This is a genomic window from Vibrio sp. SCSIO 43140, from assembly GCF_023716585.1.
Lineage (GTDB): Bacteria > Pseudomonadota > Gammaproteobacteria > Enterobacterales > Vibrionaceae > Vibrio > Vibrio maritimus_B.
Map to the genome: position 1 here is coordinate 1,461,781 of NZ_CP071851.1, position 18,102 is coordinate 1,479,882.

Sequence of the window (18,102 nt, forward strand, 5' to 3'; positions counted from 1 at the left end):
AAAAAGCTCCCGACGATGCGAGAGCTCTTGGAACTGTTCATATTCTGATTATAAGTGTTTGAGCGAAATGCCATCCTCATTGAACAAATGAATCTTTTCTGGCTCCGCTTTCAGACAAATTTCTTCTCCCTTATGAAAATCCAAAATACCCGGTAACTTAGCTACGACGGCTTCTTCATGTCCTTCTACTCGAATGTGAAGCAGAGTGACTTCTCCTAATGATTCCACAAACAGTACCTTCCCAGACATCAATGCGTCGGCTGGCTCTGCCACCAAAAAATCTTCAGGTCGAATACCAAGTTGTAGTTTCGAGCCCGTTAGGGATTCTTCCGACTGCACTGGCACTTCGATATTGAGGCCACTTTCTGCCGTCACTAATGACTTGTCCCCGGCTTTTTCCATTCTTGCCTGACTAATGTTCATTGCGGGAGAGCCAATGAACTGCGCAACAAAGACGTTTGCAGGATCAGTATAGAGCTCGAGTGGCGTACCGACTTGCTCAATACGCCCTGCGGAGAGCACGACGATGCGATCGGCCAGTGTCATCGCTTCGACCTGATCGTGCGTCACGTAGATCATCGTCGTTTCAGTGAGTGCCTCTTTTAAGTTGGCGATTTCAATACGAGTCTGAACACGCAGCGCTGCGTCTAAGTTAGATAATGGCTCATCAAATAGGAACACCTTCGGCTGACGTACAATCGCGCGACCAATAGCGACGCGCTGACGTTGGCCACCCGATAGGGCCTTAGGTAGGCGATCTAGGTATGGTTCGAGTTGTAGCATTCGCGCGGCTTCCATCACGCGCTCATGAATCGCCTCTTTTGACTCTTTAGCGATTCGCATGGCAAACGCCATGTTGTCATACACCGTCATGTGGGGGTATAGCGCGTAGGTTTGGAATACCATCGCAATACCGCGCATCGCAGCAGGCAGCTCATTGACTCTCGCGCCTTCAATACACACCTCACCGGAGGTAATCTCTTCAAGCCCCGCAATCATGCGAAGCAATGTCGATTTTCCGCAGCCTGATGGGCCTACGAATACGATAAACTCTCCTTGACTGATTTCGAGGTCAATCCCTTGCAGTACCTGAGTTTCACCGTATGATTTTTTAACGTTTGTTAAAGATAATCCTGTCATTTCACTAATCTCATCTTAAAATCAGTCACATCGTTGAATCAGGAACTGCTTACTTAACAGAACCGGAAAGTAGTCCACGAACTAAATATCGTTGCAGCACAAAGAACACACATAGCGGCACAGCAATCGAAACGAACGCCGATGCAGTCAAGATTTCCCAGTTACCACCGCGAGACCCCAGTAGTTCACGCAACCTCGCCGTCAAAACCATATGTTCTTCACCCGTCCCCAAGAACACGGTCGCAACAAGTAAGTCATTCCATACCCATAAAAACTGGAAAATAGCGAATGACGCCAATGCGGGGAACGACAAAGGCAGTACGATGCGCATAAAGACCTCAAAGTCTGTAGCGCCATCAACCTTTGCTGATTCGATGATTTCTCGCGGCAAGCTTGAGATATAATTGCGCAGTAGATAAATCGCGAGCGGCAGGCCAAAGCCAGTATGTGCTAACCAGATCCCGAGGTAGGTTTTCGCCCCTACACCAAAGAATGCACCGATATCATTGTACAAACGCAGTAGTGGGATTAAAGACATCTGCAATGGCACGACAAGCAAACCAACAACGAGCGCGATCAATAAATTGCGCCCTGGCATTTTCATCCACGACAACGCATAAGCAGCGTAAGCTGCAATAAGAATTGGAATGATGGTGGCAGGAATAGTCACCGTCAGCGAGTTGATAAATGAGCGCCCTATCCCTTCGGCAGTTAATACTTCACGATAGTTATCCAACCCGAACTTTGGAGGCACTACCGCAGTGTAGAAGATTCGCTTTCCACGCTTGCCAGTAAAGGGCTCGGGCGACGTCATTTTATAGTGACCGTCTTCGGTAACAGTGAGCGTTCCATCTTTACGCATTTGTGCAATATCATTTGGCATGAACTTAGTCGGCTCACGAGATGAAAAACCAAATGCCATGATCTCTGTTGGGCTACCATCCACCAATAATTGTCCAGACAGCACATAGACATCGCCCTCTTGAACTTGCGTATCTGGGTTGTCAGTCCGAGCGACTAGGTTTTGTTCGGAAGCAGTTAAGGATGTCCACCAACCCGACAAAGCCAATTGATCTTTGTCTCTAAATGAGGAAATAAGTAGGCCAGCGGTGGGGAGCGTCCAGAGAGTCACGATAAGAACTACAGATAAGTGAACCAATATAGATAGCGGCGAGCGGCGAAGCTTACTCATGCTAAATCTGGCGTTATCAGGTTCAGTCGGTGTAGGAGCAACAGCTTTACTTGTCATTATCTGTCCTCCATTTGTGCGCTCGCTTGGCGCATGTTCCAGACCATAACTGGAATCACTGCAATCATAATGATGACAGCAATCGCAGCGCCACGACCGAAATCACCGCCTCCTCTAAACATCCAGTCAAACATCATGTTGGCGAGCACCTGAGTACTCCACTGACCGTTAGTCATTGCAAGGACGATATCGAACACCTTAAGCACAAGAATAGTAATCGTGGTCCAGACCACAGCTATCGTGCCCCATATTTGCGGGATTAAGATCTTAAAGAAAATCTGAACACCATTCGCGCCATCAAGAACAGCTGCTTCCACCGTTTCTTCGGGAATGCCTCGAAGTGCTGCGGCTAGAATCACCATTGCGAAACCGGTTTGAATCCAGATAAGAATGACCATCAAAAAGAAGTTATTCCAAAACGGGATGGTTATCCAAGCTTGAGCGGTTCCGCCAAACGCTTCGACGATAGCATTCAATATCCCTATCTGCTCTGAACCCGGCGCACGATAGTCGTATACAAACTTCCAAATAATCGACGCACCAATAAAAGAGATCGCCATAGGCATGAAGACCAAACTCTTAGCAATGTTCCCCCAACTCACTCTGTCAGTTAGTGCAGCTATAACCAAGCCGAAAAACGTCGACGCTGCTGGAACCACCAATAACCACAACAGATTGTTGAACAGAGACTCTCGAAACTCAGGATCCTTAAAGAGCCAGGTATAGTTGCCCATTCCGACAAACTGGTCTCCATTTCGGTCATGCAATGACAAGTACAAAGACTCGAAGACAGGATAGATAAGGTACAGAGTTAAAAACGCCAGTGCTGGACCCAAGAACAACCATGGACGAATCGCGGCTGCGCGTCTTAAGTTCTTCGCCATCGTCTGGTTGGATACGTTTCTGGTAGGAAAAATAACGGTGAGCAAGTAGTTACTGCCAAAAAAGTAGACGACGCAACTCGCTACGCCCAACACCATGATAAATAGAGAGGAATAAAGCTGTTCCATCACTACCTCGCTTTATTGATGCCTAACAAAGGTGTGAAATGTGAACACCGATAGACACACTAAAAACTGCATCTATCGGTTTCACGTGACTATGCCTTATTACTTAAGTGCATCCCATGTTTTTTGGATGTCGTTGGCAACGTCTTGAGCGGATTTACCGCCACTGTAATCCACCATACCGGTCCAAAATGCACCCGCGCCGATCTTACCTGGCATCAAATCAGAGCCATCAAAGCGGAACGTCGTTGCATCTAGTAAGATCTCACCCTGTTTCTTGAGGGTATCATTGCCGTATGCTTCGATGTTGACGCCTTTATGCGGTGTTAAGAATCCAGATTGAGCCATCCAGATTTCGTGAGCGATTGGCGATTGTAGGAAAGCCATGAAAGCACGTGCTGCTTCGGAGTCTTTGGTGATACTCCACATGGTACCTGCACCAAGTACTGGCTTACCGAGATCTTTTGATTCGTAAGCTGGAAAGTAGAAGAAATCGACATCGGTTCCTAGCTCTGTGCCTTCAGGGAAGAAACTTGGAATAAACGAGGCTTGGCGATGTAGGTAACATTTTGCTGGCGACGTAAACAGACCCTTAGGCGAATCACGGAAGTCAGTCGCAGCGACTGCGCGTGCGCCACCATCGACAAACGTGTCGTTTCTTACAAACCAACCGAACTCTTCAATCGCACCAACAACTTTAGGATCGTTGAACTTAAGCTCGTTCGTAGTCCACTTGTCGTAATCGGAAGGGGATTGGGTGCGAAGCATCATATCTTCAACCCAGTCAGTTGCTGGCCATCCGGTTGCACCGCCTGAACCGAGGCCAACACACCAAGGTGTCTCGCCATCTTTAACGATTTGTTCTGTCAGCGCTTTTAGCTCTTCCATCGTTTCAGGCACTTCATACCCGACATCTTCAAAGTTTTCAGGCACATACCAAACCAGAGACTTCAAGTCGACTTTGTAGAAGAATCCATATAAGTGATCTTTGCCGTCTTTGTCTGCAAACGTACCTAAATCAACCCAAGAAGAACCCGCAGCATAGTTATCGTTAATCCACTCACCCATCTTAGGATCCAGTGGCGTTAGAAAGCCTTTCGAAGCAAGATCAGCAGCAAGACCTGGTTGAGGGAAAATAGCGATATTCGGCGCACTACCCGCTTGAACGTCAATGGCAATTTGTTGCTCAAAAGAGTCAGAGCCAGAGTAGTTCACTGTTGCGCCCGTCGCCGACTCAAAATACGCGATGACGCTTTCAACGAGTTCTTTATCTTCGGTTAACCAAGGTCCAAAGATGGTGACAGTTTCACCTTTTAGATCTGTTTTTTTAAGCTCTTCAAAGCTCTGCCAGTTAAAGCGAGCATCTTCACCAGGTGTGTATTTAAGATCAGCAGCAAACGCAGAGGAGGTAGAGATCGTAAGCGCTATTGCACTAGCAAGTAGGGAGGTTTTCATCAGCAAGACTCCATGTATTTAGATACTTTTTATTTGTCTCTTAGGTCCTTGGCTTTTCAGATTGGTAGCGTGCACAACAAAATAACTTAATCGGTTAAGCCAATATTACTTACCATAAATCCTTATTGACACTTCGACCACTTTCTAACCAGTTCTTGTGCCATCGATCATGTTTTATGTCGCACTACTTTCAACAAGATGACAAAGATCAAACTATTCACTCCACCTCAAAAAGTCGCATTTTCATTCTTACTTAATCGTTTTAGAATTAGTCAATATCACTCGCTATTCTTGGTTCAATTTAGGAATAATCAGGGGTTGCTATGCAGCGCAAGAAGCCGACTCTAAAAACCGTCGCCGCCCATTTGGGGGTTTCAACGGCTACGGTATCCAATGCTTTCAATCGCCCTAGCCAGCTATCTAAGGCGCTGCGAGAAAGCATTCTTCTAGAGTGCGAAAAACTCGGCTATACCGGGCCAAGCATCACAGCGCGGAGTCTTCGGACAGGTAAAACAGGTGTCATTGGGGTCTTGCTAGCAGACAACTTGGCATACAACTTCACAGACCCTGTCGCCACTGAGTTTTTGGCCGGCGTCTCCAAAACCCTAGATGAAGCACACGTAAATATGCTGTTGCTTCCTCCCAGCAGAGAAAACTATCAAAACACCCAGGTAGAGACGATCCCAGATAGCTTCATCGTCTATGGAAAGCCAGTCGACTCAAACATTATCGATTTGATATTAAGACAACATAAGCCTGTGGTCGCCGTCGATTTTTCGCTACCCGATATCCCATCCATTAACATAGATAACCACAAAGCAAGCTACGATATCGCGATGCACGCGATTCGCAGCAGCGACGACAATGTGCTCATACTAGGTCTAAGACTTGAGCCGTCTACCTCGCTCTCGTTGGCTAATCTCGACAACTTGTATTCCAGTGAAGAATCCGTCTCGCGTTGTCGCTTTAATGGCTACAAACAAGCGCTCGACGAAAACGGCATCACATTATCGAATGAGAACGTTTGGCAGATCCACGACCTTGAAGAAGCCACACTCAAGACCATGCTAAGAGGCGCGCTCACCGCTCCTAGAAAAGTCGATGTTTTGCTCTGTATGAGTGACAAGATCGCTCTCGCCGCGCTATCCGTGGCAAAAGAGCTCAACGTTAATACTCGAATCGTAGGCTTCGACGGCATTCCCAAGTCAGCCGAAGCCGAACTGACAACCGTTCAGCAACCTATTGCCAAAAAAGGTCAAATCGCCGCGCAGATGGCGCTTGGCCAACTACCCTACGAATCTATTCAGCTGGAATCGGAACTCATTATTCGCAGCAGCAGTTAGAACTTACCTCACTTGCTAAGGAGAACACTTCCATGAGCACGGAACAACTAGAGCAACGTTGGTGGCACGACGCCGTGGTTTATCAGATTTATCCTAGAAGTTTTAATGACTCTAATGGCGATGGCATTGGCGATATCCCAGGTATTATTGAGAAGCTTGACTACATTCAAGGATTAGGCGTCAACGTGATATGGCTCAGTCCAGTCTACAAGTCACCGATGGATGACAACGGCTATGATATTTCTGGATATCAAGAGATCGCCCCAGAATTTGGGACCATGGCAGACATGGAGAGACTCTTGAAGGAAGCCGATCAGCGTGGCATCAAGATAGTTATGGATCTAGTCGTCAATCACACCTCAGATGAGCACCCATGGTTTATCGAATCCAAAAGCAGCAAAGATAATCCAAAACGCGAATGGTACATCTGGAAAGATCCCAAAGAAGATGGCAGTGAACCTAACAATTGGGAATCGTTTTTTAAGCCCAAAGCATGGACGCTAGATGAAAATACAGGGCAATATTACCTACACCTGTTTAGTAACAAACAACCAGATTTAAACTGGGCGAATCCAGAAGTAAGAGAAGCCGTCTACGATATGATGCACTTCTGGCTTAAGAAAGGCTTGGGTGGGTTTAGAATGGACGTCATCAATATGATAGGTAAGCCTTCAGACTACCCAGATGCAACGATTTTTGATTCAGGTGTTGCAGGATGGGAGCATTGGTCAAATAACCTACTCGTACACCAATACCTTCGAGAGATGCATGAGAAAGTGCTTAAGCATTATGATGTGCTCACTGTTGGCGAGACACCTTTCACCACCACGCTTGACGGGCGTTACTACTCTCACCCTGACCGTAATGAAATTAGCATGATCTTCCAGTTCGAGCACGTCAGCATCGACCGAGAAGAACACAACGCCGTCAAGAAAGATTTCGATTTAGTTCAGTACAAAGAAATCATGTCGCGCTGGCAAGACGATCTCTACCAAAAAGGCTGGAACAGTCTCTATTGGAGTAATCACGATCAACCGAGAACCGTATCTCGCTATGGTTCTGATTGTGCCGAATATCGAGTCATCAGCGCCAAGATGCTTGGTACCGTGCTTCATATGATGAGCGGCACACCTTATATCTACCAAGGTGAAGAGATAGGCATGACCAATAAACACTTCAATGATATTGGAGAGTTTAACGATCTTATGGCGAAGTTCCATTATCAGAAAATGATGGAGCGCGGTGTGTCCGATGAAGACGCTATCGCCTTTCTCAACGACTTCTCTCGAGACCATGCTCGTGTTCCTGTGCAATGGGATGACACAAAGCACGCCGGCTTCACGACAGGTACGCCCTGGCTTCCCGTCAATGACAATTACGTCGATATTAATGCACAGCAAGCCGTCAACGACGAAACGTCTATCTACCATCACTACCGCCAACTTATTGCCCTGCGAAAAAGTGACGAGTATGGCGATGTGATTGTGTACGGGAACCACACACTACTCGATCCGGAAGACAGCGATGTCTACGCGTACATTCGTACATTTGAAGACAAATCACTGCTCACCATCGCTAACTTTACCAACCAGACCTTAGAGAGAACTTACGAATACGGCGTAAAAGCAACCGTTATTAATAATTACTCTAATACCTTGAGTTCATTACATAATATGATGCTTAAGCCTTACCAAGCGTTAGTAATAGAGATATAAATAAACGATTGAAAAACTCACAGGCGAACCCACTTGGTTCGCCTTTTTATTGTCAGTTCTAACAAAAAGAATGTTCACATAGAAATGAGCTAGCTCTCTATTAACACTTTCATTTAACCCCGCAGTCATACTCAACAAAGATATTCGAGCAACAACTCAGACATCGCGCCAAGCTACATATTTAGCAACACATTTCACTCTTCTCTAAAGATCTTAGCAACTTAGTGCATACAATTTCTTTAGTTAATCACAAAAGAGGAAAAGAAATGTCTGAGTTCCATATTACTAGCACTCAACCCCTAGCGCTAAATACCACAAATCTGAAATCAACCGAAGACGTTAAAACTTTATTTCTGAGGGAAGTCCACAACTATATTGTGGCTAACAACGATAGAAAAGTTTTTGAGGTAATTATCAGTAAACGATTGGAACAGTTAAATAATCTCGATAATTCATGTAATTACGAAGGAAATTTAGATGCAAAATACAACTCCGATACTATGTCGGCACTGGTCGAAGACACCACGCTTTTTGGCGTTCCCAACTTCTACCACTACATCGAACTTCAATCACTCTCACTCTTTGGTGGGTTGTTGCCGTTCTGGGTAGAGTATAAGCGATACACCTTACTGCTAGACAATGTGTTACTGAAGTGGAGCAAGCAATCTGAGCAGGCGGTTCTACTGGGAAGGTGCGAATTAGAAGATGGGTACGTGGCAGAGCTGGTGCAGAACATTGAAAATGATGAAAGGCGCTTTCGGACTCAGTTCGCAGACGAGTCACTACCTCTATCAAGTGCCAATACACTGATCAATCTTGAAACCTTTGTAAGGCAACAGCATTGGTATGAAATGTTATCTGAACTAGAGCTGTCGTCCAAAGGTGAACATTTTATATTGTACCAACAAGACGATGAGGGTCACAAAACCTTGGTATCGTCAGCAAAAATTCAACGCTGGCGCGAAAAAAATGATTGGCTGGCTTTCAATCCATTTTTCCAATCCGATAATTGGACTGTTTCACTGGAGGATAGAAATATAAAAGCACTAGACTTTTCAGGCATTTTTAATGATAACTTAGCCAATAAACTTAACCTAACCAACCCTAAAGGCCTAGATCAATCCTTTATTCAAAACGTCAAACATGGACGAGACTGTTGTGAGTTGATTAGAATGGCAATAGGAGCCCCAGCCAGTAAACTCAATAACATCTTATTTTTGACAATTAAATATATTTCTATATTTATGAAGCAAGTAGGTATAAAAGGAGTGTATGTTATTACCGAACAACCCGCGCTGCTCTATTTTTTTCAGTCTGTAAATTTATATAGTGACCTCAATGATTGCTATGTCCCTATGACTTATCAACAAATTAACCCGACCGCACCACAAACCTATAAGGGCTTAATTTTAAGTGCGCCTATGGTTAAAGCTATTGGAGAATGCAACTATAAGCAGTACTATAAGAAGGTTTTGTCAGCACGGAAAAGAAGTAAGACACTTTTTGCATCATGCATGAAATTCTAGGATACGCTCTGTCCCATACACCAGCACTGATCATGTACTTGATCGGTACTGGTGTACTTATATGGACAGTTTACATGTCATATAAGATGGCAGAGAACCAGTTTGGAGTAGATCAATCGATCTACCTCCCTTACTGTCTGTACACCTTTTTCATCGCGTGTTGGATCTTCGCTAACGCTTACTTTCAATCGGATCTGCTCACCTACTATGACAGTGATGTTGCCTGGTACATGGCTATCGGCGCGAATGTTTTCTGTGCTTTTGCGATTCTCTCAGCTTATTGGTTTTCCTGTAAGCTCATCTCCAAGTCTAAAAGCCGGAAAATATCTCGATTACAGTTAGTACTTTTGGTGGGACTGTCGCTCCACTCCCTTATCGTGAACATCATTCCAGGGATGACTGTCATTAGCGTAGAGACACGTGCAGCAGGCGAGTTTTTAATCCGCTTCGGGGATTACAACACGGTCTTTTTCCTTACCGCTCCTTTCATCATCTGTCTGACTTTTATTAACTTTCTGCGAGCATGGAAGAGCGAACTACGGTTAACACAGTTGAAATCTGGCTACATGATGGGTGGTGTCATCCTGTTTATGGTCTCTACCTTGATTGTGATGATCTTTATACCCTACTTCTTTGACGACTTTTCGCTGGTCTGGGTTGCCCCCACCTTGTCAGTCTTCGAGATGACATTAATTGGTTACGCTTTACTGTGTAATCGATTCTATAGCGGTCGATACATCACACTGGTTGGCGTAAGTTCTTTAACTAATATCGCCATCTTCTTAGCTCCCGCACTCATAATCACGGATTTCGGTGGTCATCAAAACATCGCTCTACTCTGCTGGATAGTGATCACTGGCCTTTTCTATCAAAAGCTGTTCAAGAAGGTTTACTGGTTCTTTAATCAATTCCTTTACGGCAAAGCAGGTAATAGCATTGACCAGTTAGTTAGCCTTGAATCTGAGTTTCGATTCTCGTGCGACGATGCCGTTGATAAGCTAAATCAAACATTAGGAGTTAAGCGCGGCTACATAAGAAAAGTGCTGGCGGACAAAGATGCCCTACTTCTGGACTTTTTCGCAAAAGGCGAGCGAATCATCATCAAGGAAGAACTGGAGTATATTCTCGACAACCATATGGGCGGTCGGGACAAGATTGCCGAGATCGTCGGTTTCATCTCCGCCAACAACGTGTCTTTGGTCCTGCCCATCTTTGGAAGCCGCAAAGAGGTTACCCACTTCTATCTTGCGCGTCAGTCTAAACAGCACCCTTTAATTACTGCGGACCAAGAGGTCGGACTGCATGCGCTTTTCAACGAGGCTAGCCGTTGGATCATCGCCGAAGAAAAAGTACGTAAGAGCCAGATCATTGCGGGTTCAATCGCCCACGAAATACGTAACCCATTCAGCAAGCTCAAATATCACTTTGACCAGATCGATACCAAAGTGCTTGGCAAAGAAAGCATCGACTTGGGGAATCAGAGCTCAGAGGAGATCAAAGAACTCCATCAAGCACTTAACGAGAGTAAACGAGCGGTATTATCTGGAACACGCTTTATTGATGCTATGTTGGCAGAGATACGCGGCGATACACTGAAGTCAGAGCTGTTCTCTTTGCACTCTGCTAGTGAGTTAACCATTTCAGCCATCAACGACTTCAGCTTCAATAAACCGGAAAATAGGCAACGCGTCAGTCTGACCCTCGAAGACTTTGTGTTTTGGGGAGACGATACGCTGTTTAGCTTCGTCATATTTAACCTGCTTAAGAATGCGACGTATTACTTTGAGCAGTATCCAGAAAGTAAAATAGACATCAAGCTGAGCCGAGGAAAAACCGCAAATACCTTGCTTGTTACCGACTATGGCCCTGGTATTCCAGAGTCCAACCTGCCGCACCTTTTTGACGACCTGTTTACTGATGGTAAAGACTCGGGTACGGGTCTTGGACTTGCCTATTGCAAGAGAGTGATGGAAGCATTCAAGGGCAGCATAAGCTGCACATCCCAACAAGGTGTCTACGCTACATTTAAACTCTCTTTTCCCTCAGTAGATGATTCAGAGTTTGAAACGGAACTGCGCTCTAATCTTCAGCCGCATCTATCGAACAAGCGTGCGTTAGTCGTCTCTCCCGCCGCACAGCAGAAACCTCTTGACCCCTATTTTGATGATGCCTTTGACGTTTCTGTTCATTACAGCCAAAACAGCGATCAGGCGACAGGTCAAATTGAGACATCAGCGGTCGATTTTGTTCTGATTTCCGACTGCGAACCATCCACAGCATCTGAAATTGCCAATGTGGTTCGGAGTACTGTACAAGGGAGTGAACTGCCAATATTGTACTGCCGCTCATATTTTCATGAGGAGCTTAGCCCAAGTGACAACGTGTTTGATGCAGCACTGTCGGTCTCAAGTAAACACAGTTTCTGGCGTTCATTCGTTAAAGCTTGTGAAGCTGGCGCTCTCAAGAAAAAGGTGTCACTGACAGGTAAGAAAGTGCTTGTCGTTGACGATACTCACGTGAATCGACTCTTAGTACAAAGCTACCTAGTTTTAGAAGGTGTCGATGTACACCTTGCAGCATCAGGAATGGAAGCCATTGAAAAGGCGAAGCAAACGGCCTTTGATCTTATTTTCATGGACATTCGAATGCCTAATATGAATGGCTTTGAAGCCTGTGAAGAGATTCGAAAGTTCTGCCGCTCTGTGCCCATTATTTCGCTCTCAGGGGAAAGCGGACCTGATGCCCGCCAATCTATCGATGAGTTAATGGATGACTACATCCCGAAGCCTGCGGAGAAAAAGCAGCTCGTATCTATGATTCGTAAATGGTGTGACGAGGATTGCTCTACAGATAATCAAAAGCCATCAGCCTCAATGGTCATTGGACAATAATCATACTCCCCTAATCCCTCTCCAAATTAGCGAAAGACTCGCTTCGTTCGACTTGCACATTTTTTTTGTATGACTAATATATGCTCCCTTTTGTAAATACTATCCCTTTATCATGCTCACTCGACTACAACGCTACCTGTTCCCGACATTAGTGCTTGCACTTGCAACACTCATTCTTTATCTCTCCCCCATTGTCAGCGAAGGCTTTCGACCTGCCGCATACAACCAGCAAACTTTTGTAAAAGCGACAGCGGAAACCATCCTCAGAGAAGAGGTTCGTCCTGATCCAATGGTGCCGAGTATTGTCACGGGAAGGCAGAGAGTCATCGCTACGATTGACGAAGGAGAGCAAATGGGTGAGCAGGTTGAAGTCGAGAACAACATAAGTCGGCTCCATAATGTCTATTTACAAGAAGGCGATTCATTCGTTCTTCTCATACGCGACCGTGCATCTAGTACTCTCTACTGGCCTTTTAATCATGACCGTGCGAGTGCAGTTTATTGGATGCTCGGGATAATCGTCGCGCTAATCATCCTGCTCGCTGGTTTTCAGGGTTTCAACTCCGTTGTATCACTTTATTTCACGGGTGCGCTTCTCATTGGTGTCCTCATACCTGCTATTTTTGCTGGCTTGAATCCTGTTCTAGTCACTTTAGCCCTGATGTCTCTGAAAATCATAGTTAACTTCTTGCTGATCGCTGGATGGAATAAGAAGTCTCTATCAGCCATGCTTGGCACATTAGCCGGAATTGTCGCCGCCGGCGTTGCCGCACAGTTATTTGGGGAAATGGCACAGCTTAACGGACTGTATCTCGAGAAAGGGGAAGACTTGCTCTACCTTGGTGGTTCTGCTCAGATTCAGATTCGCTGGCTGCTGTTCGTCGCCATTATGATCTCTGCGCTGGGTGCGGTCATGGATGTTGCGATATCAATGGTCTCTTCATATCACGAACTCAGAGAGGCCAACCCTGGGCAAAGTGAGAAGGATAGACTCTTAGCGACGATTCGAATTGGTAGAGACATTCTTGGCACCATGACCAATACGCTTGTGCTTGCGTTTGTCGGTAGTAGTTTAACGACGATTATGATGATTTGGGGGTTCCAGATGCCTGTAATGCAGTTCATGAATATCCCTGCCATTTCACTAGCTATGATTCACGGGCTTGCTGGCAGTATTGGCTTGATTCTAACCGTCCCGTTTTCTGTTGCTATCGCGAGTTACATCTATCGACGCTAGCCCCCCGTCTCTCACCAGCCCGCTCTAGAGCGGGCTTTTTTGTATCCAAAACCACCGAAAACAGTCCGAATTCAATCATTTAAATGTAAATAAATACACATCACAGAACACTGCAACTCAATGAATCTTCGAGGTAAGGCATGCGTGACCACGATCACACAATTAACCTAGCAGGTTAGCTTTTTTACCGTTTGCGCAACCGATCACTCCGTTGCAGAAATGTAATTTAGAACACCAAAAACACACATGCAATCGTTTACTTCATCAGTAAACATTACCAAACTTACAAAATACATGTTTGCTAACACTCTACATTAACTAGGTGTTTTACTCTAAATCTCTATCCGTATAGTCAGCGCCGAGTTCGAACAAAGCAGACGCTAATAATATGTATAAATTTTCTAAACCACTTTCGCTTGTAGCTGCCGCATTGGTAATTGCAGGCTGTAATAGCAGTGATGACAACAATACAAACCCACCCGTTCATCTACCTGAACTGGAAGTTTGTAAAACTTTCCAAAACAAAAGCCCAATGATCGTTCGTGGTGATAATCCAGATCTGTATCACCAGAAAATCACTATCGGTGCTACAGGTGACATGCACGGTCGTATCTGGGCTTATGACTATGCCCTTGATGATGAAGATGTAAACGCAGGCTTTACTAAGATTGCGACTCTTCTTCACGAAGAGCGTGCGAACGCTGAAAACATGCTAATGATCGACCTTGGTGATACCGTTCAAGGTAATTCAGCTGAGCTATTTAACAGTGAACCAGTTCACCCGGTTGTCGAAACCATGAACTTTATGGATTACGACCTATGGGTTCCGGGTAACCACGAGTTTGATTTTGAGCGCTCGTTCCTGTTCCGTAACTTAGAGGGCTTTAAAGGTTCAATTATCTCTTCAAACATCATCTGGGAAGACAACATCACAGAATGTAAAACTGAAGGTCAAGAAATCCCGCTACTGCCTCCTTATCAGGTTTATGAGTTTAACGGTGCTCGCGTAGCAATCGTGGGTTTAACTCCATCTTGGGTAAAAGTTTGGCAAGCTGCGTCGCCTGACAACTTCCGCAATTTGGACTTCAAAGATGAGTTCACTTCTGTCGAGTCTGCCGTAAATGAAGTTATCAACGAGTACAACCCAGATGTGGTTATTGGTGCACTTCACTACGGTCGTAAGGAAAATGGCGACGGTGTACACAAAATTGCGTCTAAGCTTGCGGATAAGTTTGACGTAATCTTCATGGGTCACGAACACGCTCGTTTCATCGAGCAAGTCGAAAAAGACTCTGATTACACTGAAGAGATGCTTGAGATTTCAATCGATGGCGAAGCTGAGATGGAAGACAAGTCTATCTCAGGAGAGTACAACTCTGAAAACCGTCACACGAAAGTAAAAGTTATTGAGCCAGGCAACTGGGGCTGGGCGCTAGCTAAAGCTGAGATCGAGCTTGAGAAAGACGATAATGGCAAGTGGCAGATTGTCGATACGACGCTTTCAAACCGAAAAGTAGATGAAATTGAAGAAGACGCTGCGCTGCAAAATGAAATGCAGTGGGTACACGATATATCTGTTGCAGATGCGAACGAACTGATTGGTGAAGTTGAAGGTAACTTTACTAACTCAGCAAACGGCGGTGCTGATGAAGCGACCGGTGAAGAGCAAGTGTTAAACAACGATGGCCTTCGTCTCTACACTACCATTCACAACGCTAAACTCGCTGATTCGCCTCTGTCGGCATTGATCAACGACATTCAAATCATGAATATCGAAGAGAAAGGCCCACAAGGCATTAAAGTTGACGTTTCTGCTGCGGCAATCTTCTCTGATGGCTCAAACCTATTTAACGGTCAAGAGTACAAAAAGAAAGACAGTGCAAACCTGTACATGTACGACAACGAACTTGTCGCAGTATCGATTAAAGGTGAGCAGCTAAAAGACTACATGGAATGGTCATACAGCTACTTCAACCAATATGTAGAAGGCGACATCACAGTATCGTTCAACCCAAACATGCCAGCATTCAACTACGACATCTTTGGCGGTTCAATCAAGTACGTTGTGGACCTAAGCAAACAAGGTCGTGTTGAAGACAGTGAAGGTAACAAGATCACCGATGGCGAGCGTATCGACATTGTTGAAATCGCAGGTACTGAGTTTGATGCGAATGCAACTTACACGCTAGCCGTAAACGACTACCGCTACGGCACGACTATGCTGTCAAAAGGCTGGATCACTGAAGCGGATAACCTATGGCAGTCAACAAACGAGCCAATCTATGCTGTTCGTGACATGCTAACTGACTATGTTGATACTCACCACACACTATCTCGCGAAGATTTTAACTATAGAAATTGGTATATCAAACAATATGGTATTGTGGCTGAAGATGGCAGCATCACAGAACAAGGCAGCATGATCGATACTCGCGAAGGTAAAGGTAAAACGCTTTGGAACAAGCTGCAGAACAAAGAGATCTGTATCCTGCGCGCAGAAGCTGGAGCACGCTCCTCAATCTATAAAGCCGTAAACATCAATGATGAATCAACTTACTTTGCGAACCCACAGTTTGGTTCAGCTCAAGGGGATGCTCTTTATCAAGGTTGTGTTTACGCTAACCAACCATAAAGAGTGATTCATTAGATAACGCTCTGACAAAGCCTCTCGATACGAGAGGCTTTATTAATTCGGGATTAATAAAATTTCAATCACTGCCTATTCGCTTTCTTTATGCCAGTTCTTGATAGCATGTTTGCCGGCTTCTACACCCAACTGATACGCTTTTGTCAGTTCGTCCTTCGATTGTGTCAGTCGACTCAACGAAAATCCATCTGGCGGACAAACTTCTAATATCTGGATACCTTTTGGGGGATGATTGATAAGCTCAAGCGTTTGATTGTAGCGTTCATAAATCGTCTGCATTGGGGCAATAAGGGCCGGCGTTTTTTTCAAAAACAGAGGATAGCTAACGCCTAGTTTCGGCTTGGATTTTTTATACGATTTATCTCGGCTTCGTATGATCATGATCTTCGAAGCACCACGTTTTATCGCCTCTTGGATAGGAATAGAATCCGACACACCACCATCAACAAAATGACCATTGTCGAGTTCTACACCACTACGATAAAGAATGGGTAGTGCGCTACTCGCCTTCATTGTTTCTGCTAAGAGCTTAGAGTCCGGCGTGAGGTATTCCGGCTGACCCGTTGCACTGTTCGTCACAACAAGAAAAAATGGGCGCGTATCGCTATCAAAAGTTTGCTTGTCGATACCGAGCTCTTTAAGCGTAATCTCCCACATCCAGTCCAAGTCAATCATGTCGCGACCTCGTATAAAACGAGAGAGCGATACAAACTCTTTTCTCAAACTGTAATCAAGATAGATACGCTTGTTCCTTAGTGGCATCTTAGCGAGGTATGCAGCCAAGTTACTCGCACCGGCCGATACTCCCCAAAAGCTGTCAAAAGGCGAAAAGTCCATTGCCATAAAGTGGTCCAACACGCCGCATGAAAAGACGCTTCTCATCGCCCCACCTTCAACGATCAAGGCCGTTTTTCCAACACGTTCCATGTAGACCTACCCCTTGCTTAAGCTCTGCTTCCATTTCGTCAACTCATCGATATGGCGCGGCTCAATGCCACAACAGCCACCAATGATAGAAGCGCCAAGGGCATGCCAGCGTTTCGCGAACACCAAGTACTCTTGCGGAGAAAAATGCCTCACAGTTTGAATCGATGCATTGGCTTGATGACCCGACTTGATTGGCGTAAAGCTATTAGCAAACACACCTACTTCAAGTGACTTACCCACTTGGTTGGTAACCTGATTGACCACTTCTATCGCTCGCTCAATCACTTCTGGGATCGAGCAGTTAAAAAAGACACCCTGTGCGTCAATATCTGCCAATAAGGCGATGGCGTCTTTCAAAGACTCTCCCGAACGTAGCGTTGCAGGCTGATCCTCTTCATCCTGTAGCGTAAAACAGATGTACGCAGGTTTATCGGTGAGACTGAAGAGCTCAGCATACATTTTCGCTTCAGCAATACTTGCGACTGTCTCCGCCAACCACAAATCGACATACTCATCTTGTGCGTGTAGCAGTTCAATGCTTATTGCTTTCCCGCGCTCTGGTTCAAATAGATCGGGGCGATACGAACCAAATACAGGTGGCAGTGAACCTGCTACCTGCACCTTTTGCTCGCTCTGCGATGCAACTTCATGAGCCAACCGTGCTGCTTTACCCGCGAGTGAGGCGCCTTGTTCTTCGTAAAGTTCTTCTCCAAGATGAAACGGAACGCAAGCGTAACTGTTGACCGTGATGATCTCAGCACCGGCATCAATAAAAGCTTGGTGAGCTTGCTTAACATAATGGGGGGTTTCAATAAGAGCTTGCGCACTCCACAAAGGCTGCGAAAAAGGCGCACCAATACGCTCTAGCTCTCGCCCCATTCCACCATCTAAAATTGTTAATCTAGCCATCCTTCTCACCTACTGCTCTATATTGGTGTTTGTAGACCAGCCATTAAACCATAAAT

At 45.4% G+C, this 18,102-nt stretch carries 12 protein-coding genes; 6 read left to right on the forward strand and 6 right to left on the reverse strand.

Translation table 11 applies throughout. The features are described 5' to 3' along the window. Nucleotides 1-48 precede the first annotated feature (48 nt). From J4N45_RS25000 to J4N45_RS25015, 4 genes are all read right to left on the reverse strand, one after another. Nucleotides 49-1,140 (reverse strand): ABC transporter ATP-binding protein, encoded by a 1,092-nt coding sequence (locus tag J4N45_RS25000; protein WP_252015255.1) that lies wholly within the window; start codon nt 1,138-1,140, stop codon nt 49-51. 49 nt (nt 1,141-1,189) lie between these two features. Further along, complete coding sequence (locus J4N45_RS25005) at nt 1,190-2,389, reverse strand: carbohydrate ABC transporter permease (RefSeq protein ID WP_252015257.1); 1,200 nt, start codon at nt 2,387-2,389, stop codon at nt 1,190-1,192. After that, nucleotides 2,389-3,399 (reverse strand): carbohydrate ABC transporter permease, encoded by a 1,011-nt coding sequence (locus J4N45_RS25010; RefSeq protein WP_252015259.1) that lies wholly within the window; start codon nt 3,397-3,399, stop codon nt 2,389-2,391. The genes J4N45_RS25005 and J4N45_RS25010 overlap by 1 nt, the downstream gene beginning before the upstream one ends. 99 nt (nt 3,400-3,498) lie before the next feature. Then, the gene (locus J4N45_RS25015) at nt 3,499-4,851 is read right to left on the reverse strand and encodes an ABC transporter substrate-binding protein (RefSeq protein ID WP_252015261.1); all 1,353 of its coding nucleotides are present in this window, start codon (nt 4,849-4,851) and stop codon (nt 3,499-3,501) included. Between the two features lie 323 nt (nt 4,852-5,174). On the opposite strand from J4N45_RS25015, the gene J4N45_RS25020 reads away from it, so the two are divergent. The 6 genes from J4N45_RS25020 to J4N45_RS25045 all read left to right on the forward strand — a co-directional run bounded on the left by J4N45_RS25020 (nt 5,175) and on the right by J4N45_RS25045 (nt 16,195). Then, nucleotides 5,175-6,194: a LacI family DNA-binding transcriptional regulator gene (locus tag J4N45_RS25020; protein ID WP_252015263.1), complete on the forward strand. Its 1,020-nt coding sequence runs from the start codon at nt 5,175-5,177 to the stop codon at nt 6,192-6,194. 32 nt (nt 6,195-6,226) lie between these two features. Further along, nucleotides 6,227-7,909, forward strand: coding sequence for a glycoside hydrolase family 13 protein (locus J4N45_RS25025; protein ID WP_252015265.1), 1,683 nt, complete (start codon nt 6,227-6,229; stop codon nt 7,907-7,909). Between the two features lie 266 nt (nt 7,910-8,175). Beyond that, nucleotides 8,176-9,435 (forward strand): acyl-homoserine-lactone synthase, encoded by a 1,260-nt coding sequence (locus J4N45_RS25030; protein WP_252015266.1) that lies wholly within the window; start codon nt 8,176-8,178, stop codon nt 9,433-9,435. Between the two features lie 74 nt (nt 9,436-9,509). Beyond that, nucleotides 9,510-12,326 (forward strand): response regulator, encoded by a 2,817-nt coding sequence (locus J4N45_RS25035; protein WP_252015269.1) that lies wholly within the window; start codon nt 9,510-9,512, stop codon nt 12,324-12,326. A 112-nt stretch (nt 12,327-12,438) separates the two neighbouring features. Continuing rightward, nucleotides 12,439-13,563, forward strand: coding sequence for a YibE/F family protein (locus tag J4N45_RS25040; protein ID WP_252015271.1), 1,125 nt, complete (start codon nt 12,439-12,441; stop codon nt 13,561-13,563). 388 nt (nt 13,564-13,951) lie between these two features. Then, nucleotides 13,952-16,195, forward strand: a complete 2,244-nt coding sequence (locus J4N45_RS25045; RefSeq protein ID WP_252015273.1) for a bifunctional metallophosphatase/5'-nucleotidase — start codon at nt 13,952-13,954, stop codon at nt 16,193-16,195. A gap of 87 nt (nt 16,196-16,282) precedes the next feature. Here J4N45_RS25045 and J4N45_RS25050 read toward each other — a convergent pair whose 3' ends face one another. Further along, complete coding sequence (locus J4N45_RS25050) at nt 16,283-17,137, reverse strand: patatin-like phospholipase family protein (protein ID WP_252015274.1); 855 nt, start codon at nt 17,135-17,137, stop codon at nt 16,283-16,285. Between the two features lie 6 nt (nt 17,138-17,143). Continuing rightward, entirely contained in the window at nt 17,144-18,046 is a 903-nt protein-coding gene (locus J4N45_RS25055; RefSeq protein ID WP_252015276.1) for a homocysteine S-methyltransferase family protein, read from the reverse strand. Nucleotides 18,047-18,102 lie beyond the last annotated feature (56 nt).

Excerpts from the sequence above, each read along its gene's own strand:
- J4N45_RS25005 (WP_252015257.1), bottom strand. The coding sequence starts at position 2,389 with ATGACAAGTAAAGCTGTTGCTCCTACACCGACTGAACCTGATAACGCC.
- J4N45_RS25000 (WP_252015255.1), bottom strand. The coding sequence starts at position 1,140 with ATGACAGGATTATCTTTAACAAACGTTAAAAAATCATACGGTGAAACT.
- J4N45_RS25010 (WP_252015259.1), bottom strand. The coding sequence starts at position 3,399 with ATGGAACAGCTTTATTCCTCTCTATTTATCATGGTGTTGGGCGTAGCG.
- J4N45_RS25020 (WP_252015263.1), top strand. The coding sequence starts at position 5,175 with ATGCAGCGCAAGAAGCCGACTCTAAAAACCGTCGCCGCCCATTTGGGG.
- J4N45_RS25015 (WP_252015261.1), bottom strand. The coding sequence starts at position 4,851 with ATGAAAACCTCCCTACTTGCTAGTGCAATAGCGCTTACGATCTCTACC.
- J4N45_RS25045 (WP_252015273.1), top strand. The coding sequence starts at position 13,952 with ATGTATAAATTTTCTAAACCACTTTCGCTTGTAGCTGCCGCATTGGTA.
- J4N45_RS25025 (WP_252015265.1), top strand. The coding sequence starts at position 6,227 with ATGAGCACGGAACAACTAGAGCAACGTTGGTGGCACGACGCCGTGGTT.
- J4N45_RS25035 (WP_252015269.1), top strand. The coding sequence starts at position 9,510 with ATGTCATATAAGATGGCAGAGAACCAGTTTGGAGTAGATCAATCGATC.
- J4N45_RS25040 (WP_252015271.1), top strand. The coding sequence starts at position 12,439 with ATGCTCACTCGACTACAACGCTACCTGTTCCCGACATTAGTGCTTGCA.
- J4N45_RS25055 (WP_252015276.1), bottom strand. The coding sequence starts at position 18,046 with ATGGCTAGATTAACAATTTTAGATGGTGGAATGGGGCGAGAGCTAGAG.
- J4N45_RS25030 (WP_252015266.1), top strand. The coding sequence starts at position 8,176 with ATGTCTGAGTTCCATATTACTAGCACTCAACCCCTAGCGCTAAATACC.
- J4N45_RS25050 (WP_252015274.1), bottom strand. The coding sequence starts at position 17,137 with ATGGAACGTGTTGGAAAAACGGCCTTGATCGTTGAAGGTGGGGCGATG.